This is a genomic window from Flavisolibacter ginsenosidimutans (genome assembly GCF_007970805.1).
Taxonomy (GTDB): Bacteria; Bacteroidota; Bacteroidia; order Chitinophagales; family Chitinophagaceae; genus Flavisolibacter; species Flavisolibacter ginsenosidimutans.
In genome coordinates this window covers 2,592,640-2,616,908 of the sequence record NZ_CP042433.1, presented here as the reverse complement: position 1 = coordinate 2,616,908, position 24,269 = coordinate 2,592,640, and the positions used below count along the sequence as shown (strand labels likewise).

At 46.1% G+C, this 24,269-nt stretch carries 14 protein-coding genes and 1 tRNA gene; 12 read left to right on the top strand and 3 right to left on the bottom strand.

Annotated features, from left to right (window positions below; all coding sequences use genetic code 11):
• Positions 1–25 precede the first annotated feature (25 nt).
• The 4 genes from FSB75_RS10665 (at position 26) to FSB75_RS10650 (ending at position 4,903) form a co-directional block, all read left to right on the top strand.
• Positions 26–2,356 (top strand): glycoside hydrolase family 3 N-terminal domain-containing protein, encoded by a 2,331-nt coding sequence (locus FSB75_RS10665; protein ID WP_146786829.1) that lies wholly within the window; start codon positions 26–28, stop codon positions 2,354–2,356.
• A gap of 244 nt (positions 2,357–2,600) precedes the next feature.
• Entirely contained in the window at positions 2,601–3,767 is a 1,167-nt protein-coding gene (gene uxuA, locus FSB75_RS10660; RefSeq protein WP_317130374.1) for a mannonate dehydratase, read from the top strand.
• Between the two features lie 38 nt (positions 3,768–3,805).
• Positions 3,806–4,699 (top strand): aldo/keto reductase, encoded by an 894-nt coding sequence (locus FSB75_RS10655; protein WP_146786826.1) that lies wholly within the window; start codon positions 3,806–3,808, stop codon positions 4,697–4,699.
• Between the two features lie 131 nt (positions 4,700–4,830).
• Positions 4,831–4,903: transfer RNA gene (locus FSB75_RS10650), tRNA-Lys, on the top strand.
• Positions 4,904–5,281: 378 nt separating this feature from the next.
• Here the strand turns inward: FSB75_RS10650 and FSB75_RS10645 are convergent.
• From FSB75_RS10645 to FSB75_RS10635, 3 genes are all read right to left on the bottom strand, one after another.
• Positions 5,282–5,584 (bottom strand): helix-turn-helix domain-containing protein, encoded by a 303-nt coding sequence (locus FSB75_RS10645; RefSeq protein WP_146786823.1) that lies wholly within the window; start codon positions 5,582–5,584, stop codon positions 5,282–5,284.
• A 21-nt stretch (positions 5,585–5,605) separates the two neighbouring features.
• Positions 5,606–5,746, bottom strand: a complete 141-nt coding sequence (locus FSB75_RS22040; RefSeq protein WP_227990555.1) for a hypothetical protein — start codon at positions 5,744–5,746, stop codon at positions 5,606–5,608.
• Between the two features lie 163 nt (positions 5,747–5,909).
• Entirely contained in the window at positions 5,910–6,491 is a 582-nt protein-coding gene (locus FSB75_RS10635) for a hypothetical protein (RefSeq protein WP_146786818.1), read from the bottom strand.
• Here FSB75_RS10635 and FSB75_RS10630 point away from each other — a divergent pair.
• The 8 genes from FSB75_RS10630 (at position 6,475) to FSB75_RS10595 (ending at position 24,265) form a co-directional block, all read left to right on the top strand.
• Positions 6,475–6,873 (top strand): hypothetical protein, encoded by a 399-nt coding sequence (locus tag FSB75_RS10630; RefSeq protein ID WP_227990554.1) that lies wholly within the window; start codon positions 6,475–6,477, stop codon positions 6,871–6,873. The genes FSB75_RS10635 and FSB75_RS10630 overlap by 17 nt on opposite strands.
• A 437-nt stretch (positions 6,874–7,310) precedes the next feature.
• Positions 7,311–8,045, top strand: a complete 735-nt coding sequence (locus FSB75_RS10625) for an IclR family transcriptional regulator (protein WP_146786815.1) — start codon at positions 7,311–7,313, stop codon at positions 8,043–8,045.
• A gap of 220 nt (positions 8,046–8,265) precedes the next feature.
• Positions 8,266–9,456 carry an enolase C-terminal domain-like protein gene (locus tag FSB75_RS10620; RefSeq protein WP_146786812.1) on the top strand — a complete coding sequence of 397 codons (1,191 nt, stop codon included), beginning with the start codon at positions 8,266–8,268 and terminating at the stop codon, positions 9,454–9,456.
• Between the two features lie 32 nt (positions 9,457–9,488).
• The gene (locus tag FSB75_RS10615; RefSeq protein ID WP_146786810.1) at positions 9,489–10,271 is read left to right on the top strand and encodes an SDR family NAD(P)-dependent oxidoreductase; all 783 of its coding nucleotides are present in this window, start codon (positions 9,489–9,491) and stop codon (positions 10,269–10,271) included.
• A 291-nt stretch (positions 10,272–10,562) separates the two neighbouring features.
• A complete protein-coding gene (locus FSB75_RS10610) occupies positions 10,563–13,712 on the top strand; it encodes a SusC/RagA family TonB-linked outer membrane protein (RefSeq protein ID WP_146786807.1) in 3,150 nt (1,049 codons plus the stop codon).
• A gap of 9 nt (positions 13,713–13,721) precedes the next feature.
• Positions 13,722–15,707: a RagB/SusD family nutrient uptake outer membrane protein gene (locus tag FSB75_RS10605; RefSeq protein WP_146786804.1), complete on the top strand. Its 1,986-nt coding sequence runs from the start codon at positions 13,722–13,724 to the stop codon at positions 15,705–15,707.
• Between the two features lie 538 nt (positions 15,708–16,245).
• Positions 16,246–19,566: a DUF4838 domain-containing protein gene (locus FSB75_RS10600; protein ID WP_146786802.1), complete on the top strand. Its 3,321-nt coding sequence runs from the start codon at positions 16,246–16,248 to the stop codon at positions 19,564–19,566.
• Positions 19,567–19,666: 100 nt separating this feature from the next.
• Complete coding sequence (locus FSB75_RS10595) at positions 19,667–24,265, top strand: DUF4838 domain-containing protein (protein ID WP_146786799.1); 4,599 nt, start codon at positions 19,667–19,669, stop codon at positions 24,263–24,265.
• The last annotated feature ends 4 nt before the right edge of the window (positions 24,266–24,269 follow it).

Below are 24,269 nucleotides of genomic sequence, written 5' to 3'. Positions count from 1 at the left end.
ATTTTTAATTGCTAAAAGAAGGACCATGACGGTGCAAAAAATCATTTTTCTTGTAACTCTTTTTTTTGTCACAGCGGCAAACGCACAACAGCCTTTGTACAAAAACAAAGCGCTTTTGCCAGAAGCAAGAGCTAAAGATTTAGTAGGCCGCATGACCGTTGACGAAAAGCTGATGCAACTGCAATGCATCTGGCAGGCAAAGTCAACCTTTATTGACGGCGCCGGGAATTTTGACGAGGCAAAAGCAGCGCCTCTTTTAAAAAACGGTTTGGGAGAATTTGCGCGGTTGAACGAAGAAGCCGGACCAAATTCACTGGGCTTTCATCCGCGGCAAGCAGCGGAACTGTACAACAAAGTGCAACACTTTTTTGTAGAGAAGACAAGGCTCGGCATTCCGGTGATGGTACACGAAGAAAGTCTTCACGGTCAGCAAACCCGCGACGCCACGGTGTTCCCGGTACCAATGGGTTTGGCGAGTTCCTGGAACGAAGGATTGATGTCCGAAATCTATACAAACGTGGCCGAAGAAGTGCGGGCACGCGGCGGGCAGCAAGTTCTTGCGCCGGTTGTTGACGTGGTACGTGACCCTCGTTGGGGGCGCACGGAAGAAACGATGGGCGAGGACCCTTACCTTATTTCGCGGTTGGCAATGGCGCAGGTAAGAGCTTATCAGGGCGACGGTGTTTATCTGGGTAAGAACAACGTGGCCGCAACGCTCAAACATTTTGGCGTGCACGGACAAAGCGAAGGCGGCAACAACGTGGCGCCGAGCAACATTGACGAAAGGACCGCAAGAGAAATTTTCTTTAAACCGTTCAAAGCTTGCGTGCAGTTTGCAGGCGCCATGAACGTAATGGCAACCTACAACGAACTCTGGGGATTGCCGGCGCACATCAACAAATATTTGCTCACCGATATTTTGCGAAAGGAGTGGGGCTTCAAAGGCATCGTGGTTTCCGATTATTACGCCATTCCCGATGTAAGCACCTTGCACAAGGTAACGCCATCGGTTGCCGAAGCCGGCTATCTTGCTTTTAAAGCCGGCGTGGACATTGAAACACCCGATTCAAAAGGCTTTGAAAATTTGAAACAATACGTCGTGTCGGGAAAGATTACAACCAGGGAATTAGACGATGCGGTAACGAAAGTTCTTGTGGCAAAATTCCGTTTGGGCTTGTTTGAAAATCCTTATGTGGACGCGACAAAAGCCGAAGAAATTGTAGGCAGCAAAGCCAAGCGGGCCGTGGCTTACAAAGCCGCAACCGAAGCAATGGTTTTGTTAAAGAACGACAACAATTTTCTGCCGCTCGATAAAACGAAAATCAAAACCATTGCCTTCATCGGGCCCAACGCCGACAAATGTTTGCTGGGCGGTTATGCCAGCATTCCGCGTACCTGCGTTTCACCGCTGCAAGCACTGAAAGAAAAATACGGTTCGCAGATAAATGTTTTGTATGCCGAAGGCGTTCGCATTACGGACAAGAACAACTGGTTTGCTGATACGATTAACCTTGTTCCGCGAAGGGAGAACGATGCCCGCATTAAAGAAGCCGTTGAAATTGCAAAGCAAGCGGACGTGGTGGTTCTTTTTGTGGGCAGCAACGAAAGCACCAACCGCGAAGGTTGGGCTGCAAATCATTTGGGTGACTTGCCCACGCTTGAATTACTGAATGGGCAAAACGAATTGGTAAATGAAATAGTGGCCGTTGGCAAACCAACATGTGCTTTTGTCAATAGCGGTCCGCCCTTGAGCATTGGTAATTTGGTGAATGCCGTTCCGGCGGTTATGCAGTGTTGGTATTTAGGACAGGAAGGTGGTTACGCAATGGTAGATGCTTTGTTTGGTGATGTAAATCCAAGCGGAAAATTACCGATTAGTTTTCCAAGAGATGTGGGTCACATTCCGGCTTATTACAATTACAAACCGTCGGCACGCAGAGGCTATAACTTGGGCTTTGAGGTAAGTCCATTGTTTGCCTTCGGCCACGGCTTGAGTTACACAACATTTAGTTGCAGTGCGCCAAAACTTTCTTCGTCAACGATGAAAAAGAACGGCACAGTAACGGTAAGCGTTGACGTGAAAAACACAGGCAACAGGAGAGGAGCGGAGGTGGTGCAACTTTACATTCGCGACGAGTATGCCTCCGTGCCAAGACCGGTGAAGGAATTAAAGGGCTTTGAAAAGGTTTGGTTAGAGCCCGGGCAATCAAAGAAGGTAACGTTTGGCATCTTCCCGGAAGCCTTGTCCTTTTACGATAAAGACATGAAGTGGATTGTTGAACCGGGCGATTTTACGATCATGGTGGGAACATCGTCGGACAAAACACAGGACGTAAAGTTGAAAGTAACGGAATGATAAAACCGGCCGCAGCGCAACAATTGGACGTTCGTTGCGACGCTCCGTTCAACGTTCATGTTGCCGTTCAACAATTGCCAATTACAGCGATACAAAAGACAAGAAGGGTGAACAAGAAAAGGAGAACTTTTTGGACTTTTGCTTTCTTGAATTTTGTAGCTCAATAGCGAACAAAGCGCACAAGAGTGCGACGCAACGACAGCTTAATGGATAGACGAACTTCTGGTTCATAAAAATGATTCTTATGCAAATGGAACAAACCATGCGTTGGTACGGGCCGAACGACCCGGTAAGTTTGTGGGACATACGCCAAGCAGGATGCACGGGCGTTGTAACGGCCCTGCACCACGTTCCCGTTGGTGAAATCTGGACGGTTGAAGAAATCTCCAAACGCAAAGCGCAGGTAGAAGAAGCGGGAATGACGTGGACGGTGATTGAATCGCTGCCCGTGAGTGAAGACATTAAAAAACAAACCAGTGCTTTTCAACAACACATCGAAAATTACAAGCAAAGCTTGCGCAACGTGGCGCAGTGTGGATTAAAAGTAGTGACGTACAACTTCATGCCTATTCTCGACTGGATGCGCACCGATGTGAATTATGAAATGCCCGATAAAAGCAGGGCACTTTATTTTGAAAAATCGGCCTTCGTTGCCTTTGATTTGTTTATTTTAAAACGTCCCAGCGCTGAAAGTGATTACACGCCGGAGCAGGTGGAAAAAGCAAAGCAGCGTTTTGAGAATATGACGGCGGAGGAGAAAGAAACGCTTTATCGCAATGCGCTTTTGGGGCTACCTGGCAGCGAAGAACGCTTCACCGAAGAACAGATTTTAACCGCCCTCGATGAATACGCAGCCATTGATGCGGCGAAGCTTAAAGAACACCTTTTTTATTTTTTGCAACAGGTAATTCCGGTAGCGGAGGAACTTGGCTTAAAGATGGCCATTCACCCCGATGACCCGCCGTACCCGATTTTGGGTTTGCCGCGCATTGTGAGCACCGAACAGGATGCGGCCGAACTGTTGGCAGCCGCGCCTTCGCCGGCGAACGGGCTGTGTTTTTGCACCGGCTCGTACGGCGCAAGATCTGACAACGATTTGGTGGGCATGGTAAAACGTTTTGGCGATGCCATTCACTTTCTGCACCTGCGCAACACCAAACGCGACGCCGAAGGAAATTTTTACGAAGCCGATCATCTTGCAGGTGACACCGATATGTACGCGGTTGTGAAAGAAATTGTGCAGGTAATGAAGCACCGGAATGTCTCCATTCCCATGCGTCCCGACCACGGACATCAAATGCTGGATGATTTGAAAAAGAAAACTTATCCGGGCTATAGCGCCATCGGCCGTTTACGAGGGCTGGCTGAACTTCGCGGACTTGAATTGGGCATCAGCAGAAACTTGTCATAACACGGCTGGAACATTTTGTTTTCTTCTAAATAACAACGATGGATTATCAACGTTTGGGCAAGTCGGATTTGCACATCAGCCGCATTGGCTTTGGATGCATGTCGTTAAAACCCGGTGCGGCTGAAAACGAAACCGTAGTTCAACAAGCCATCGAAGCGGGCATTAATTTTTTTGACACGGCCGACTTGTACGACAAAGGCGCCAACGAAGAATTTTTAGGCAAGGCGTTGAAAGAAAAACGAAAAGAAGTCATCCTTGCTTCCAAAGCCGGCAACCAATGGAAGGCGGACGGCAGCGGCTGGACCTGGAACCCGCGCAAGGATTATATCTTGGCCTGCGCTGAAAAAAGCCTGCAACGATTGCAAACGGATTGCATTGATCTTTACCAATTGCACGGCGGAACACTTGATGACCCCATTGATGAAACCATCGAAGCTTTTGAACAATTGAAGCAAGAAGGCAAAATCCGTTATTACGGCATCTCTTCCATTCGTCCGAATGTGATCAGAGAGTGGGTCAAACGTTCCAACATCGTCAGTGTAATGACGCAATACAGTCTTCTTGACCGGCGGCCCGAAGAAGAAACCCTGGGCCTGTTACAGGAAAAGAACATCGGTGTGTTGGCAAGAGGCGGCCTTGCGCAAGGACTTTTGGTTGATAAGCCTGCGAAGCCTTACTTAAACCACAGCGGCGAAGAAGTTGAAGAAGCGGCAAAGGCCCTTGCGAATCTCTCAACAGAAGAAAGAAGGGCGGTGCAGACGGCCCTGCAATTTGTTTTGCGTCATCCGGCAATTACGTCGGCCGTGGTGGGCATGCGTACGTCAGCGCAATTAAAAGAGGCAGTAGCAGCCGTTGGGGCAATGCTTTCCGATGAGGAACTCCGGCGCTTGCAGGATGCCGTATTGCCTAATTTTTATTCCAATCATCGTTGAGGAGGATGAGAAGCAATTCTCCTGACGATTTGAAAAGTGATAAAGAGAACCAAAATTTTATTTCAGGGCAAAAAGTTTTGGCAGCAAAGAAGTGGGCACTTATTTTTGCACTCCCAATTACAAAACGGGATGATCTCGTAGCTCAGTTGGTAGAGCAATACACTTTTAATGTATGGGCCCTGGGTTCGAGTCCCAGCGGGATCACAGTAAAACCTTTTTTGGGAATAGGTCGCTGAAAATCAGCGACCTGTTTTTTTGGTCGAATTTTTAGTCGAACTCCTGCGGTCTAATCACAATTATTCGCCACTACTTTACAAAGAGCAACATATTCTTACAAATTTACTAATTTATTTAGGAAATCGAGGTAGTTGAAGGCTATTCCTGTGGGAGTGAGGCCATAAGCCGCTGGCCGGTAGAGAGGCAACTGAAATGGCCGCGGTCACATCTTCGTTTAACCTTTGCTTTTCAAAGTAGTCAGCTAAGGCTTGATAGATCAAAAATGTGTGTGGATTGTCTACCGTAGGCCGTATTAAACGAAAAGGTTATGATCCCCATAACCTTTTTAGCGCCGGAAAGTTTGTGTTAACTCTGTAATAATTGCTGTATATCGTCCCAAAGGAAATAAATGCTTCTTCGAATCCTGTACGGCTTCAGTTTGCCGTGCTTTATCCAATCATACACGGTGGGCCTAGAAACCTGAAAAAAACCGCAAACCTCCGCCATCTTCAGCAAAGGTTTATAAGTCATCCCTTCAACTTTGGTGCAGTCATTTGTCACCTTGGTATCGGACGTTTTTTTAATCTCCTCTCGGATGATAACACGAATCCGTTCCCAAAACTCATTGGGATCGTACGGAAATAAAATTGGTGCGGCAACACTGCTCATACTCACTCGTTTTCAAACACACTATCCTTCACCGAACACGATAAAAATTTTGCTGCCTATATTTCGCTTGTACGAAGCCTCGTACCGGATGTAACCAAAATCATTGAGGTCTTTGAGCCTTTGATGATAGGTAGTACTGGATAAAATTTTTGCAAGCGGCATAACATCATGGCTAAAGACCTGAAAAGGGACTGCGAATCCATGCGCCTTCCAATACTGCAAAAGGGCCATGTAGAGGGAGACATGGGTTGTATTTATCCTTGGATCATTTGCAATGACAGCGAAAAAATTGGAAAATTGTTTTGACTCTAGCACGATCCAACCTTTAGCTTATGGATTGCCCTTTTTTTCGGCTGCGCTTTTGTTTTGGCGCGGCGATGCCTCCGTCGTCATCGGTTGCCTGTTTGTTGGTTTCCTTTTTAACCTCTTGCTTTGCCGATTGTTCCTGTGACCCCTTCTCGTTCAGTGATTGATTGTACACTCGCTGCATAGAAGTATCGTACACGTTGAGCGATTTGAACCGGGGATTGGCTTCAATGAACATTTTCTGTTCCGTTCCTTCTTTAAGCAAGGTGACCATTTGGCGGTTGCCTTTCTGGAGCGATTCTAATAACCTGTATTTCTCTTTTTCATCGGCCAGTTCTTTTATGGGATGCTTTGCGAGTTCTTTGGCTAAATCAAAGCCATAATTCTGGTGATATTGCTTGAGAAGATAGTTACCGCTTTTGTCAGTTTCTTTAAAATTCATTTGCACCCAGGCATTGTATGCCTGCCCTTCTTTGTTCAGCAAATCTTTGTTGACCGCCCGGCCACTCATTAAGTTATACGCTTCTTTCAGCGTGATGTTGTTTGCCTTGCCAATGAAGAAGGTTTGTTTGATGATGTCGGGATTGCCTTCAGCCTTCAAGGTAAAGTCGTACCGATCCAGCTACTCGATCAACAGCGCCGATACCTCCATCAGCCGGTCCAAACAATTAGAAGCGGCCATTCCGCCTTCCAAAATCGCAGCGCTTTCATCCGGTGAATTTGTAGGCATGGTGGCGGATAACCCTGACCAAAAAATTGAACTGAAAACTTTCCATTGCGAGATAGTGAATGACCACGAAGCCTTGAAAAGAGAGCAGGAGAGTTACAAAGAAATTCCTGTAGTTATAAAGCTAGACAAAGGCATGATTCAACATAGTTATCTACAAATCAAAAAGGATATTCAGGACGTTGTGCAGAGTGAGATAGAGAGAATGCTTTGTGATCCCAGCTTGAAGTATTCGGTGATCGTAAAAGGAGATTAAAACCTCGAAGCGCTTCAAAGCGCCGGGAATCTTTTCTCATAACTAAAAAGTGCATATTTAAGCCTGCATTATTGACAACAGGGCTTGAACACTATTGCGTTTCCACTTATAAGGAAAGAATATCCTCTCCTAACTGGGGCTAGCATGTTTACTTTGTTTTACACGGATGATTTTGGTTGTTATTATCACAAGATTGCTAAACCTTTTAGTGACCTATTTAATTTGCTTATTCAACATGGAATACTGTGACAGCAAAGGCTTACAGAACTTAATCCCGTGTAAGTTTTCAGAAAGATTCGGAATATCAAAAAAATTTTTGTGTTTCTTGCCATGGCGTTCAAGGGGGAACATGTTCAAATTATTTTAAAATGTAAAAGTTGAGTTTATATTACGCAAGGTGTTTCTATTTTAGCAATCCTTTTTTCAATTTTTTGCAAATGATACAAGTAATAAACCGAGCGCTGGACATTTTAGAATTTTTAGCAAGCGATCCCGAACATCACAAAAGCCTGGGCGAAATTTCTGAAGAGCTAAACCTGAACAACGGTACTTGCGCGAACATTATAAAGACTTTGGTTGAGAGAAAATACGTGGAGAAGTTGGACAAGAAAAAAGGGTATGTCTTAGGCTCAAAGTTGTACGGTTTAACGGGAAGCGAAGGCTATAAAAAGGACTTGACCGAAACAGGAAAAGAAGTGTGCACTTCTCTTACCAAAAAAATAAACGAAAACTCTTTGTTAGCTGTGTTGGACAAAGACATGCGGAGAGTTCTTGTGCGAATAATGGGCACCCATCCGATACAAGCCAGTACGGCTTCTGAAAAGCGGGCTTACAATTCATCATCGGGGAGAGCAATTATTGCAATGTTGCCCGACGCGGAACTGGAGAAGTTTATAAAGCAGTACGGGCTTCCCAAAAAAGATGAGTGGGAAGGCGTAACAGACGAAAAGACCTTGATGGATCAAGTGGTGAAAATCAGGCAAAACGAATACGCCACGCAACTGACAAAAGAAAAGATATTTGGCCTTGCGGTTCCAGTTTACAGAGGTGAAAAAGTAGTTGCCAGTTTAAGCGTTTACTTGCCGCAGTTTCGTTACAACGAATTGGACAAGTCGGAATTGGTTAAACTGTTAAAGCAGTCCGGAAAAAAAATTAGCAAAAAACTCAAGTAAGAAAGGCCGGTTGAAATAGCGGCAGCTATCATTTGCCTTGTAGCTGCCGCTATTTTGTTTGCAAAATAGCCAGGAATAAATTTGGATAACTTCTTTGAATAAATTTATTTTGTATGGTAAAGTTGTATTTTACATTATAAAATTAATTTAAAGTATAGCCAAGGCTTCTTTAAACGAAGTTTTTGATTGAACAAGCGGGTTAAAACGATAAAGACTGAACATGAAAATAATTGACATACGTGTCCGTTGTGTGGCCATTCCACTGAACGCTCAGTTGCGGCACAACACCGGTGTTCATCCCGGTTATTTTATGCGCACCATTGTAGAGCTGATCACCGACGAAGGCATTACCGGGTTAGGAGAAATTGGCGGCGGCGACCAGCGGGGAGCCTTGCAAAAACTTAAGCCGAGAATCATGGGGATGAACCCTTTTCATTTGGAATTGATTAAAATAAAAGTTCTTAGAAGCGTTTACTATTTATCAAACTCCCGCCTGTACGCGGCTATTGAAATGGCGTGTTTGGATATTCAGGGCAAAGCAACCGGCCGGCCAATGAGTGATTTAATTGGGGGAAGTGTGCGAAATGAAATTCCCCTGATTGGCTACTTGTTTTGGCGATACGACCGCCCTTCGGGTGGCAGCGATACTTGCGCCGAAGACCTTGCCGAGCATTGTGTGGAACTTCACGAAACTTTGGGGGTAAACGCTATGAAGCTCAAGGCAGGCGTAGAAAAACCGGGGGAAGAAGCGAGGGTGCTTGAACTTTGCCGGAAGAAGCTAGGTGACGATTTTGGCCTGCGAATAGACCCTAACGGTTTGTGGTCAGTGGCAACGGCCGTGCAAGTTGGAAGAAGGTTAGAACCCCTGAATATTGAATATTTTGAAGATCCTGCCTGGGGCATTGAGGGAAATGCGGCTGTGCGAAAGCAGGTGCGAATTCCAATTGCAACCAACATGTATCCAAATAAATTTGATGACCTGGGTCCTGCAATAAGATTGGACGCCGTGGACATTGTGCTTACTGATCTGCATTACTGGGAAGGCCCGCGTGGCGTAAAGGATTTGTGTGCGGTTTGCAATACATTTAATTTGGGCGTAGCCATGCACAGCGGATCCGAATTTGGCGTTGAGTTGGCGGCTATGCTTCACACGGCTTCTACCATACCCACCATGAATTTTGCCGGTGATGCACATTATCATTATCTCACCGATGACATTATTGAAGGCGGGTTAATGAAATATGAAAACGGAGCCATTAAGGTTCCCGACGGACCGGGATTGGGCGTGAAACTTGATGAAGATAAAATGAAGTTTTACGAAAAATTTTATGAAGAAAAAGGTGATTACTATGCCCGCTTTCACCAAGACCCTTACCGGCCCGACTGGTATCCAACAGTAGGCGGTCTTTAACAGCCAGCGGTTTAAACCTAAGCTTTACTTGTATGAAACTATCCGGTAAAACCGTTCTGGTTACAGGTTCTTCAAGAGGCATTGGAAAAGCCATTGCGCTTCGGTTGGCAGAGGAAGGCGCCGAAGTGTTGATCCATTATCATACAAACAAAGAGGAGGCTGAAAGCGTATCTGATCTTATTCATCGTTCGGGAGGAAAATCGCATATTCTTCAAGCAGATTTAGCCGATCCGGCGCAAGCCGTTCAATTGGGCGAGCAAGCCTGGGAGGTTTCAAAACGCGTTGACTACCTGATTAACAATGCCGGTGTCTCGTATAAAAAAAATTTTTTAGACACGACCTTAGACGACCTTGACTTTTTCGTCAGTGTCAATTTTAAAGGGACGTTTTTGCTTACCCAAACAATCGCCAAAAAAATGGTGGAAAACAACGTTCCGGGATCCATCTATACAATTACCTCTGTAAACGCCATCCAGCCGGGTGTTGGTTTTAGCGCTTATGGTGCCACCAAAGGGGCGTTGGAAACCTTAATGAAAGGCGTTGCCCTGGAACTTGCGCCGCACAACATTCGCGTGAACACCGTTGTTGTGGGCGCCGTACAAACCGACATCAATGCCGCGGTTTGGCAGAATCCTGAAAAGCGTAAAACCGTAGAAGGCAACATTCCAATGGCCCGTTTTGGAAAACCTGAAGAAATTGCCGCAGTCATTTGCGGCTTGTTGTCATCCGGAACTTATCTCACCGGAAGCTCCATCAAAGTTGACGGCGGGTGGCTATTAAGTGCAGGCTATCGTGGTGCAAGCGAAGCGCAGTAAGTACAATTAGCAGCCGGTTTAATTCACTTCAGAAGCTATCTTTGTAAATTCTCCACCATCACAGGCTCCACTCGTAAAAAGTATCGCTGCTTCGCATTGGAATATTCGGGTTTTGTCGTTTATAACCGGTTACCCTCTTTGGATTTGTTGCAATACAGAAGCGTTTTCAAAATGGCTTAATGATCTGCGGGAGCAGCTTAAAAAAAATATTCGCCGAAATCTTTTTTTATTATATTTGGTTTGTATTGTAAAAGTCAATTTTATAATATAAAATTACTAAAAACAACTACGATGAAGTCAAGACTGCTTGTTATTTTAGGACTGCTCTTGTTTGTTTGCTTAACAAACGAGAGTTCCGCCCAAAAAACCATCCGGGTTTCGGGCCAGGTTATCTCTTCCGAAGATCAAAAACCATTAGCCGGCGTTAGTGTTAAAATCAAAGGCACTTCTTTCGGCGCCACTACCAACGCCAACGGAAATTTTTCAATTGATGCGCCCAACCCGGCGTCCGTTTTGGTTTTCTCTTATGTGGGTTTTGGCGAGGTAAGCTTTCCCGCAAATTCCAAAGCACTTTCAAGGGTTACTTTATCTCCTACAAGCAAAGATTTGCAGCAGGTGGTCGTAATTGGCTACGGCGTTCAAAAGAAGCGGGATTTAACCGGAGCGGTGGGTTCGGTAAAAATGGCGGACTTACAAAAAGCGCCGGTAAGGTCTTTTGAGGAAGCGTTAGCAGGTCGTCTGGCAGGTGTTACGGCTGCCGCAGCCGATGGACAACCCGGTTCATCTATTAACATCGTTGTGCGTGGCAACAACTCGCTTACGCAGGACAATTCGCCCCTTTACGTCATTGACGGATTTCCGATTGAAAACCCCGACAACAACGCTATCAATCCTGCGGAGATAGAATCCATCGAAGTATTGAAAGACGCATCTTCCACGGCCATTTACGGTGCAAGAGGCGCCAACGGCGTCATTCTCATCACCACCAAAAAAGGAAAGGAAGGCAAGCCCGTTCTTACGTACAACGGCTATTATGGATTTCAGCAGAACAACAAGAAAATTGACATGATGGATCCCTACGAGTTTGTAAAATATCAAAGCGAACGGGATTCGGCAAACGCCAACAACACTTATTTTATTAATGGAAACACGCTGGGTGATTTCCGGAACGTAAAAGGAATAGACTTGCAGGATTCTCTTTTTCGCACCAGTCCTTTCCGCAGTCATTTTCTTTCCCTTAGCGGTGGCACAAAAGATACCAAATACAGCGTTTCGGGCTCAATCTTAAACCAGGAAGGCATCCTTACTAACTCGGGCTATGATAGATACCAAGGCCGCGTACGGTTAGATCAACGGGTTAACGCCAACCTCAACGCCGGCATCAATGTAAATTATAGTTACCTCCACCAGTTTGGTACAAGTCCGGCTTTGGGTGGCAACGGATTTTATTACGGTAATTTACTTTACAGCGTATGGGCTTTCCGGCCCGTATCGGGAAGAATCAATGATCCGACCGATGTTGAATCTGACGACGCAGATTTTCTCACGCTGAACGGTTTCAATCCCATCAAAACGGCAAGGAATGAATTGCGGGAAAAATTCTCCGACGTGCTAATCTCAGACGCCTATGCCGAATACTCGTTTGCGAAGTATTTTAAATTAAGGGTTACAGGTGCCCTGACAAAAAACAAAGTCAAGACCGATGCTTTTGACAATTCGCAAACACCTCGCGGAAGTCCTTTAACCAAATCCGGTAAAGACAACGGCGTGAGTGGTTCTGAAGTCAACAGCCAACTAACAAGCTGGGTGAACGAGAATACGCTAACCTTTTCAAAAAAGATGGGAGCCTTAAACCAGCTGGACGCATTGGTTGGCTTTACAACGTCCGGAACAAAAGTGTCTTCGTTTGGCGCGGCGGCCAATCACATCCCGAACGAAGATTTAGGCATATCGGGTATGGACGAAGGACAACCCGTTTCCATTACCTCAACTTCTTCCGCCTTTTCATTGGCCTCATTCCTTGGAAGAGTGAATTATTCTTTTCGTTCAAAATATCTTTTTACAGCATCATTCAGAGCCGATGGCTCCTCCAAATTTGCTCCTGAAAACAGATGGAGTTATTTCCCTTCCGGCGCGGTGGCGTGGAGAATCAGCGATGAGAAATTTATGAAAGGCTTGCGGTTTCTTTCCAACGCAAAGCTGCGGGTAAGCTACGGTTCTACCGGCAACAACCGCGTGTCAGACTTTGCTTATTTGTCCCGCATTAACCTTCCCTCAAGCCTTGGGTACAGTTACAACAACCAGCCGATGAATGCGTCCATTTTAACCGCATTGGGCAATCCAAACCTCAAATGGGAAACAACGAATCAAACCGACGTTGGGTTGGATATTGGCTTGTTCAATCAACGAATTTCGCTGGAGGTGGATGCTTATAGAAAAATAACTTCCAACCTTCTTTTGGATGCGGCCGTGCCGGGCTCTATCGGTTTTAGTACGGCGTTAAAAAACATCGGAAAAGTTCAAAACCAAGGTCTTGAATTGACCTTGAACACGGTTAATGTCAAAGGACAATTTAACTGGAATACGAATTTTAATATCGGTTTTAACAGAAACAAAGTCCTGGCGCTTTCCGATAACGAAACACAGCGATTGACCACAGCAAGTTGGGATACTTACACGACAAACGTGCCGTTGTACATTGCCGAAATCGGTCATCCCATTGCGCGGTTTTGGGGTTATTTGTGGGACGGAAATTATCAGTACGCCGACTTTGACCAAAACACTTCCGGAACCTATGTGTTGAAAACGGACGTACCCTCATACGGCACAAGGACCAGTATAAAACCCGGTGACATTAAATTCAAAGACATCAGTGGTCCGCAAGGCGTTCCCGATGGCGTGGTGGATGCGTACGACAGAACAATTATTGGCGATCCCAATCCCGATTTCACAGGAGGTTTTTCGAATAATTTCAGCTACAAAAATTTTGACTTAAACATCTTCTTCAACTTCTCTGTTGGCAATGACGTCATCAATATCAACCGCATAAAATTTGAGGGCGGCGGCCAAACCAACCAGAACATGTACGCTACCTACATTAACCGCTGGACGCCGGACAATCAGAACAACACGTATTTCCGCACCGGTGGCTCAGGCCCGGTGGATTATGCGTATTCAACACGGGTGATAGAAGACGGCTCTTACCTGAAATTAAAAACTGTGTCGTTAGGATATAATTTCTCGCCGAAACTTATTTCCAAAATAAGCGTCAGTAACCTTCGCGTTTACGTGTCCGCGCAAAACCTGCTCACGTTTACAAAGTACCAGGGCTTTGATCCGGAAGTGAACAAGTTTGGCAACGACGCACTTCGGCCCGCATTTGATTTCTCTGTTTATCCCTATGCAAGAACGGTAACCTTTGGTTTGAACGCTTCATTTTAAAACCTTGTCATGAAAAAGATTGCTCTATTCCTACTAATACTATCCGGTATAATAACGTCCTGCAAAAAATTTTTGGACACGAAGCCAACGGATTTTATTGTGCCCGAACAATACTACAATACAGAACAACAGCTTAACGAAGCGCTGGCCGGAGTGTACAGTTCATTGACTACGGTAGCGACCTATGGCCTGCAACAAAATTTTTATCTGGTAGGAACAACAGATGAGAGTTATTACAAGCTAAGCACCACCTCCCCGCATCCCTTGTACTACAACATTACACCGGCTGAACCCCGGACAAGCAACACGTGGAACGATTTGTACAAAGGCATTGACCGCGCAAATTATCTTTTGGCCAACATCAACAAGCCGGCAATGGATGAACAGCGCCGCAATGCCATTAAAGGCGAAGCGCTGTTTTTAAGAGCCTACATGTATTACCTGTTGGTAACGCAGTGGGGTGATGTGCCTTTGCTACTAACACCGACCGTTGATGGCAGGCAGGTGAACAACCCGGCAACACCCGCAAAAGATATTTACAACCAAGTGTACAATGACATGAAGACAGCAAAGGACCTAGTGAACGATTACACAACCAACGGTACGCCGGTACACGTTTCGAAAACAGCCGTAGAAGCAATGCTTGCCAGGGTTTGCCTTAAAATGGCCGGCGAACCTTTGCTGGACGTTGCAAAATACACTGACGCACGTGCCTGGGCCGACAGCGTAATTCAATCACACGTTCATTCGCTGAATCCTGATTACAAACAGATTTTCATTAACGAAAATGCTGACCAGTTTGACAACGCTTACAAAGAAGTGTTGTGGGAAATTGATTTCTACGGAAACAATATTGGTGCGCTACAGGCGGGCGGAAGATGGAGCATCTACATGGGCGTTAGAAACACCGATAAGGACATTGGTTATTCGTATGGATACCAAGGTGCAACCGGCTATTTGTACAAATTATATTCTGCCGGGGATCTGAGACGAGACTGGGCTATTTCTCCCTATAATTTTTTGGGTAATTCGGGTACCACAAAAGTGTTGGTAGTGCCCACAGATGCATATAGCAGAAACGAAGGCAAATGGCGCAGAGAATACGAAACCGTGTTGCCAAGAAACACAGAATTCAGTCCGACAAATTATCCGATCATTCGTTACTCGGATGTGTTGTTGATGTTTGCCGAAGCCGACAACGAAATCAACGGCCCTACGGCACGTTCATTTGATGCGCTGAACATGGTGAGAAGACGCGGCTTTGGCTTGTCTGTTACCACACCTGCTGTTTCGGTTTCTGTCGTAAAGGACATAACACTTTCGGCAACCGGAAACACGGGTTATTTGAAAACAGTTGCCACGATTCCTGTAACGCTTTCGGGCGGTGGCGGCACTGGCGCAAGCGCAACGGCTTCGGTTTCGACAACGACGGGAAAAGTTACAGCAATCGCCATCTCAAATCCCGGTCTTGGTTATACAAGCATACCCACGGTAACCGTAGGAACGCCGTGGCAACCCAATACATCCTATCCGGCAGGCACACAGGTTTTCAACGGCAACAACCTTTACACCGTTGCTACCACCGGCAGCTCCACCACCACGGCCCCTACGCAAACAAGCGGAACCTCCGATCCAAATCTAACGGGTATAGGATTTACCTATGCCGGCGCCAAGGCTACGGGCACGGCTTCTATTGCAACGGCAACGGTTGACCTTAACGGTCTTAGCCAAGCCGCTTTCCGGACGGCCATTCGCGACGAGAGGGCTAGAGAGCTTTGTTTTGAAGGAATCAGAAAATTTGATTTAATCCGCTGGGGCATTTTTATTCCGCAAATGAAAATGATTGAGGCAGACATGAACGCCAACTTGCCCGCTTCATTAAAGTACGCCGTCAGAGAATACACGAACGTGTCTGAGAAAGACAAACTTTTTCCTATTCCAACTCTGGAATTATCCTTAAACAGCGCTTTGCAACAAAACCCACTTTGGAAGTAACATGAAACTGTTGTTTAAAAAAATACGCTTGTTCTTTTGCTCTTGCCCTGCGCACATTCTTTTTGTAAAGCCGATGATTTGATTCTAGCGTCTGTTGCATCGTAAACAGCGATTATTGTGGAAAGGGGTGTCACTTCAGTTGAAAACACTGCTGTAGAAGCACTGCTGTAGAAGCACTGCGTACAGGAAGGCCTTTGTTTAAAGTAGCTCTTCCTTTAAATTTTCTACACTTATTTCTTACCCATATCGGTTCGGTAAAAAAGCAGCAAAATTTATTTATAAGCATTTGTTGTCATTATAAAATTTCATTTTATAACGTAAAAATAAATTTAACTCTTTTGTTTAAAACCACTTGGTGGACAAGGGAACACAGGAGATAACTGAAATTTTGAACGGAGAAAACTTTGATAATGTGCAATGGTCCCTGCCGTAAACTATGATGTTGGAAGTGTATAAAAAAATAGAGTATTCTGAGTCTGGAATTATCTGTTAACTACCCGGTGGAGCGCATCCATCGTAAAAACAAAACCAAATCAATATGACGAAGCACATTTATCCTAAAGCTGTAATAATGGGAATTGTCACAGTTCTTAGCCTTGCTTGCCAGGCAACGGATCTCATAATTGTAAACTCAACGCAGCAGGCAACTATTTACGTAAGTAGCAGTGTTGACCTTAATTCCACTGAAATTTATGCCGCCCAGGAACTGCGGTATGTGATTGCGAAAATGACGGGCAAGACTCTTTCCATTGTGAGAACAGCCGGAACGGGTCCACAGATTGTAATCGGTACGCCTGCTGCCAACCAATTGGTTGCTGCCAACAGCACCGCATTGCAACTATCGGGATCAAACGTCAACGATGAGCATATTTCCGTTTTAAGAAGCGGAAATAATCTTTTCCTTGCAGGGAAAACGCCACGGGCAGCCTTATATGCTGTCTACACTTTCCTTGAGGATTATTTAAATGTCAGATGGCTCTGGCCGGGAAATTCAGGTGAGTTTATTCCATCCCGGTCAGCTATTACCATTAATACACTCAGCATATCTCAAACGCCACTGCTTGTCAACCGTTCTTTGGCTATTGTAGATGCTGCCAACGGTTCATACCCGGAAACAGACACTTGGATGGCAAGAAACAAAATGAATGTTGCTGGATTTAATATAGGCGATACTGATACCGTTACGATGGAAAGACGTAAGCAGAAAGGTTTTTTGGCACGGATAGGCGGACATAATATTGTGTTGGATACCGACACATTGAAGGCTCATCCAACCTGGGCAGCTCTACAACCAGACGGAACCCGCCCTATCAGTGCTACTTCGCAACTGTGCTGGGGAAATACAGGTGTGCAGAATGCGGTAGCTGAAATGATTGCACAATGGTGGGATGAAAATCCGTTGGTAGATATCGTGCATTTTTATCCGGCCGATAACCAGGCCTATTGCAAAGATGGTCTTTGTACCAGCCTTGGAGGCGATGTAAGCACGCGCTGGCAGAATTTTTCCAAGATCGTTATTGCAAAGGTGGAGCAAACGCATCCAAACAAACGGTACTGGACCTATGCATACCAAGGGTACCGGCCTTCGCCGCAAACCACTGCCGCACCTTTCGAATTTGTAGGCTATACATTGGAGAATGCCTGCTACCGTCATTCTTTTATGTCTTCCGCTGATGCTACTGATACCACTGCACTTTCGGAAATCAACGGTTGGCGCACGAGAAATGTCAAAATGGGAATAAGAGGATATGAATACATCATGTTTACTGATCCTATGTTCGTGCCGTTGGTGAACTGGGAAACAGAACAGATGCAGTGGATCAACAGCAATGGTTTGACCGGGTACCTCTCTGAAATTCCCCCCTATAGCATTCCTGCCTCTGCTGCTCCTGAGAATACCCGTTGGAATACCAACCGGATGAATCTGTATGCTGCAGCAAAAGCGATGTGGAGCAATGTTTCTGCCGACAGTATTGTTAATGATTGGTATGCTACCATTTACGGCGCGGTTCAAAATCCTATGCGGGATTATTATAAAACGATTGATACGGCGTGGCGAAATGCTACGGGCGATATAAAAAAATATAACAATGCTCCTGCTTCCGAAGCAGATAAATTTTTGTCCATATCCAAAAACGCCAAACTGAATAATTACTTCACTATTGCCCGTACCAATGTGGAGCAGTATATAACGGATTCCGCTTTGGCTGAAAAAGTAAATAGTCAGATTGATCTGGAAAGCAAAATGTTTAAGAACTGGCAAACCATTTACAACTATAAAACAGAAAGAGCCTATCGGTATAAAACAAAAGTCATCAAAACCAGTCAGATTAGCAGTTCCATTTGGGATACTATTGTGCCGCTTCCGGTTTTTGAAGACAACTTTGGCCAGCCTGTTAGCGAACAGACAGATGTGAAAATGGCCTGGACATCTACAAGCCTTGCCCTGCATATCGTATGTCATGATAATAATGTTGCCAACCGCGTTCAGAATGCCGCGGCTAACGATGATACGCAAATACCTCTGGATGATTGCATAGAACTGCTCATACAAAAAGATGGCGCCAATCCAGAGTACTACCGCTTTGCTGTGAACTCAAAAGTCTCTACTCCTTATAAGTATGATGCTTATACCATGGGAGGAACTCTTTTTGCAAAATCATGGACCCCTTCAGCTGGTTGGACAGCCAAGACTTCAGCAAGCACAACCAACAAAATATGGACAGTGGATATAACTATACCTTTCAGCTCGTTAGGTATAACTGCTGCGGACAGTACGCAGTTTAGAATGATGATCAAACGGAACCGGGCCGATAGCGCTGATTCGGGTTGGCCTGATGCAGCATTTTACCGTCAGAACAGTTATGCGGATGTTATGCTGGTAAACGAGATTGTCAATCCGTTAACGGACAGGATTATTCTGTATGATCAAGGCGATTCAAATAGGTTTCCTATCTCTGTAGAATTCCAGAAAAGAAACTGGCAGGTTACCTCCGGTATTTCCGGAGAAACAGCTCTTGGTGAAAAATTAAATGAAGACGCGGCGATTCTTCTCATAAAATATCCCAGCAGCGGTTTTCTCTTGTCAAGTAGCTTTTTTCAACACCAGATAACCGATTTTATTAGCAAGGGCCGGGTTGTTATTTTTTTTGGAAACAACATTCCTGTAAATACCTTGTTCTCGGGTCTACCTTCTCTGTCTTGGGGCGCCGATGACAATGCTTCGCGGAAAACGACCGCTTATGCTAGCGGAGGCTGGTTAACGTCTCCCAATGACCTGACCGAAGTTGTAAGGACTGGAATAACGCCTCAAACAGTTTACATTCCTACCACTGGGTGGAAAAGTCTTGCAAAAATGGATAGAATATCCGGTGCGGATCAGCCTTATTTACTAAGCTATCGGATCGGCAACGGCCTTTTGGTACTGACCACTTCGGCATTGGGATATAGCGGTGGTTTTGAAATGTTTGGCAATAGTTACTTAGTCAACACCGTGAAACTCGTAGAAAATTTCCGGCAATTTCAAGATGATTCCATTTACAGTTATCAACAGGCGTCTTTAACCTCGCGCCGCATTATTTCTGAAATACAAAGATTGTCTGTTGTTGATCAGAAAAACAGCCTGAAAATTCAGGCTGCAGATAATTCTGTGATTCATGCGGTGGTTAATGTTGCAGAATCGGGGAACGCTGAAATAAGCGTAACCGATATCGGTGGCCATAAACTGGGCAGTGTGAAACTGTATCTTGAGAAAGGACAGAACTTAGTAGATGTGCCCGTATCCCTATCAGCAAGGGGTTTATACATAGCCACTGTTATAACCAGAAGTAAAAATTTTAGTATCAAATTTCTCAAATAATAACTCCGAGGCACCGGAACGCAGTTTCGGCGCTTTTTCGTACTGATAAATTCATACTCTATTAAGTAAAAAAATAATTAAATCCCGAACAATTATTAATATGAGAAAAATAAAACCTGTACTAAAGAGAGTGATCCTTAGCTCCTTATTCTTTCTCTGCCTACAAATCTTTTGCAAAGCCGATGATCTGATTCTAGCCTCTGCTACTTCGCAAGCAACGATTATAGTCGGATATAATGCAACTGCGGTAGAGAGATATGCCTCAGAGGAAGTGCAACGCACCTTGGGATTGATGTCGGGCAGTAACTTGAATATTGCCGATGACCGTACAGCGATATCAGGCGTCAGAATTGTAATTGGCACGCCGGCGACAAATGCCGAAATAGCGGGTATGCGCGACAAGCTCAAATTAACCGGTGCGAACGACGAGCAAACCGCCGTGCTGCGCGATGGAAACACTGTTTATCTGGCGGGTCAAACTCCACGTGCTGCCTTGTACGCTGTTTACACGTTTTTGGAAGACGTGTTGGGCGCACGGTGGCTATGGCCAGGCAGCACCGGTGAATTTATTCCCAAGCGGGATGTTGTAAGCGTTGGAGAGTTAAGCATTTTTGAAACTCCCCGCATCACCATGCGTTCCTTATCGGTTACCGATGTAACCAACAGTACTCCGGAAACAGATGCCTGGGAAGCTCGCAACAAGATGAACATTGTCGCTATTCCAGCCAGTTCAAGTCCCACTTCGCCGATGATTGTGGAGCGTTTGAAAAAAGGCTTTCAAACGCGAATTGCGGGTCATAACGTTGTTCTGCCTGCATCTACGCTAAACGCTCATCCCGAATACGTGGCTCAATACAACGGTTCCCGTGCGTACACTTCCGCCGCCACTGCCCAACTATGCTGGGGCAATGCGGGTGTGCAAAATGAAGTGGCCAACATGATAGCCAAATGGTGGGATCAAACGCCGTACATTGACATCGTTCATTTTTATCCGGCAGATAACCAGACTTACTGCCAGGATTCGCTCTGCAGGGCGCTTGCTCCTGATGTGAGTACACGCTGGCAAAAGTTTTCTCAGATCGTAATGGAAAAGATTGACCAGACACACCCCGGAAGAAGATACTGGACTTTTGCCTATCAGGGTTACCGGCCGGTCCCAACAACGGTGGCCAGCCGTTTTGAAAGCGTGGGATACACGCAGTACGACGGGAGCTACCGTTATCTTTTGTCCAGTGGCTACAGCGGCAACCAAAATACAATGAATGAAATAGACGGCTGGTTGAGCAAAGGTGTGAAGATGGGAATAAGAGGATACGAATACATCATGTTCAAGGACCCGATGTACGTTCCGTTGGTATCGTGGGAAACCGATCAGATGTCCTGGATCCTCAACAAAGGAATAACGGGCGGCTATTCATCGGAACTTCCTCCTTACGGTTATCCGAAAACGGCCGCACCTGAAGAAACCTACTGGAACTGCAACCGCATGAATTTGTATGCCGCCGCTAAATCCATGTGGAGCAATATACCGGCCGACAGCATTGTGAAAGATTGGTGCGCTACCGTTTATGGTCCGGCCAGTGCGGCCATGGCTGCCTATTACTGGGACATTGAGCAACTTTGGCGAAATGCACCTGGCAATATCACCAAGTATAATAATTCACCCGCGGCCGAAGTGGACAATTTCCTTTCGCCAGAATCCTTTGAGCGGCTGAACGGTTATTTTTCGCAGGCACGCACAAAGCTGGCCGACATAACCGACACGACTGCTCAAGCGAAAATTGCGGCTCAAATTGATCTTGAAAGTAAAATGCTGGCCAACTGGCAAGCGGTGTACAATTTTAAAAAAGGAAGGGCGGACCGCTTTAAAACAGCCATTGTAAAAACAGCGCAGGTGGATGAAAATACCTGGCAAACGGCTCAAAAGCTTCCGCCGTTTGAAGAAAAATTGGGAAAGACCGCCGACGAACAGACCGTTGTTTCAATGGCCTGGACATCTACCGATCTGGTTCTGCGCATTGTTTGCCAGGATAACAACATCTCGCAACGCAAAACGCTGGCGCTTACGCAAGATGGAAACGTAAGGGCTGACGATTGCGTAGAACTGTTCATGCAGCCAAATCCCAACAGTCCCTCGTACATGCACTTCGCCGTTAATTCAAAGGCGGTAAAGTACGATGCCATATCCAACTTTGGAGGAACGGACTTCGATGTGTCTTGGAACCCCGCGTGGACGGCAACGACTTCCGTTAGCAGCACCGACTGGACCATCAACGTCAAAATACCTTTTGCCAGTTTGGGAATAACAGCCAGCGACAGCAGCCAGTTTAAAATGGCGGTAAAACGGTCGAGGGCAGGACGGGCAGAAAATTCAGGTTGGCCCGATGCTTCCTATTTCAATCCGGCAAGCTTCGGTTTGGCCACGCTTGTTTCACAAATTGTACAGCCCATTGACAAGAAGATCATCCTTTATGACAACGCCATAAGTACCAGTGCACCCGTTTCTGTGGAATTTCAGCAAAGAGACTGGTCGGTGGCCGCCGGCGTAACCGGAGAGACACAGCTTCGGGAGAAACTAAACGATGACGCAGCCGTGCTTTTGATTAAGTACACCAGCACGTCAACATTTTTGAGCACAAATTTTTATCAGAACGAAATAAAGAACTTTCTTGAGAAGGGCAGGGTGGTGATTATTGCCGCAACGAGAAGCATGCCAGTAGAAACATGGTTCCCTGGCGTGCCCGCTATCCGTTGGAGCGGTAACAGCCAGCAGTCGGGCAATCCGCGCACAAGCACTTATCTGCTTCCGGGCTTGTGGCAAACCTATCCAAACAACATCACCGCTCCGCTCAAAAAAAGCTTTGCACCGGTGTCAGCTTACAGTGTGCTTTCCGATGGCTGGCAAATAAGGGCCAAGATGCGGATGATAGACGGTACAGACCAGCCATTTTTATTTAGCAAGCGCATTGGCAAGGGGCTTTTGGTGGTGACTTCCTCCGCCATGGGATACAGCGGCGGATATGAAATGTTTGGCAACAATTACATGGCAAACGTTGTGAGCCTTGTAGAAAACTTAAGAGCGGAGCAGGTTGCTTTTAGTCCAAACATTACAACTTCGGCTGTATCTGTAAACAACGACGAAGGCACTTGTTCGGCAACAATAACTTTAGACAGTCCGGCTATCGGCAATGGTTTTGAGGCGGCAAGCATTACCAACGATCATCCGTCGACAACGTATCCGGTTGGCACGACAACGGTAACGTGGACGGCAACAGATGTTCATGGCTATCGCGACAATGCCACGCAAACAATAACGGTAACTGATAATGAGGCACCGGTTATTAACGGACTTCCGTCCGATACCGTTCTGGTGAACGATAAGGATGTTTGCGGAGCAGTGCTAAGCTGGGAGCAGCCAACGGCAAATGATAATTGCGGCATTCAAAGTTTTTCCGGTGATCATGCCTCCGGCGAAACGTTTCCCATCGGCACAACAACGGTAATTTATACTGCTACCGACATTCACGGCAATACAATTACGTCCAGCTTCGATGTCACTGTAAATGACGTAGAAGCTCCGGTGATAACCTGTCCTTCGGACATTCAATTGTCCGCTTGCGAAAGCACGGCAACGTGGGCAGTGCCAACCGCAACAGACAATTGTCCGGGTGCGGTGATAACACAAACCGGCGGACCGGCAGCCGGTTCCACATTTGCCAATGGGTCTTCTACAAAAATCAGCTATTCGGCGAGGGATGCTTCGGGCAATACCAGCAATTGCTCGTTTATGGTTAGCAGGGCTCCAGCGTTAACCGTCTCTTGCGCGGCAAACAACGCAACCTTGTACTTTGGAATGTCGGGCGATCAAACAGCAACGGTAAAGGTGATGCCTGTGGGTGGCGTGGCGCCGTACAAAATAGAAATCGCGATGAATCGTCCATTGCGTTGCAACGTTATTTCCAGTACAGGAAATGAAACCTGGACTGCCGGCACTGAAACGACCAGCAACACGAATACTTTCTGTCCGGGAACCGGCTCAAACGTTGACGCACCGGTCTCGGTCGCGAACAGCATTCCGGTTGATGGCTTTTATTCGGTTAACGCAGCTTTGATGGCCGATGCAATTTTTACGGCTACGGTTGCTGATGCAAACGGTTGCACCGTTGTATGTTCTACAACCGTACACGCAACGGATGTACGGTGCTTTGCGGGAAACAACGCAAAAGTGGAAATCTGTCACAAAACCGGAAACCCCATAAATCCTTGTGTGCAAATTTGTGTAGACGAATCTGCTGTTGCAGAACATTTGGCGCACGGAGACTTTCTGGGTAAGTGTACCGCTAATTGTTTGCCTCCTGTTTATACCACGCAAACGTCCAAGTTTGCGGAATCGAAAGGCGTTGTCGCAGACGGTACTACGGATGTAAAAAAACTCTCCGTGAAACTGGCGCCGAACCCAACGTCTAATCATTTCACACTGAAAATGCAAAGCTCTTCTTACGAGGCAGTAAACGTTACGGTTGTGGACATTGCCGGCAGAGTGATTGAGAAGAGAACGCACTTGGCTCCGAACACCACAATTCAATTGGGCGAGCATTACCGCTCCGGCGTGTTCATTGCCGAAGTTGTGCAGGGGAACGAGAAGGTGAGTTTGCGCATGATAAAAACCGGAGGTGCGGCCTCATCGGCAAACGAGTAATTTG